This is a genomic window from Yokenella regensburgei ATCC 49455 (genome assembly GCF_000735455.1).
GTDB lineage: Bacteria > Pseudomonadota > Gammaproteobacteria > Enterobacterales > Enterobacteriaceae > Yokenella > Yokenella regensburgei.
Genome location: NZ_JMPS01000062.1, coordinates 1 through 233 on the forward strand (window position 1 = coordinate 1; position 233 = coordinate 233).

The 233-nt window shown below is 52.4% G+C and carries 1 protein-coding gene; it reads right to left on the reverse strand.

Translation table 11 applies throughout. From position 1 onward, the window contains the following. Nucleotides 1-233: exonuclease domain-containing protein (locus GYRE_RS14370; protein ID WP_038256184.1), on the reverse strand; the 233-nt coding region annotated here is incomplete at both ends.

The following is a 233-nucleotide window of genomic DNA, read 5'->3' on the forward strand; positions in this document are numbered from 1 at the left end:
AGGCTGTTCCGCTTGCCCGGGAACATTTTCCTCGCCAGCGCCAGGCTGTCGGTCACTTTGCAGAAGGTGTTGGTTTTCGGAATATCGCGATTCAGCTTACCGAACTCGTAGTCCATAAAGCCGATATCGAACGACGCGTTGTGGATGACGAGTTCTGCGCCACGGATAAACTCAATGAACTCATCGGCCACATCGCCAAACGTCGGTTTGTCGAGAAGGAATTCATCGGCAAT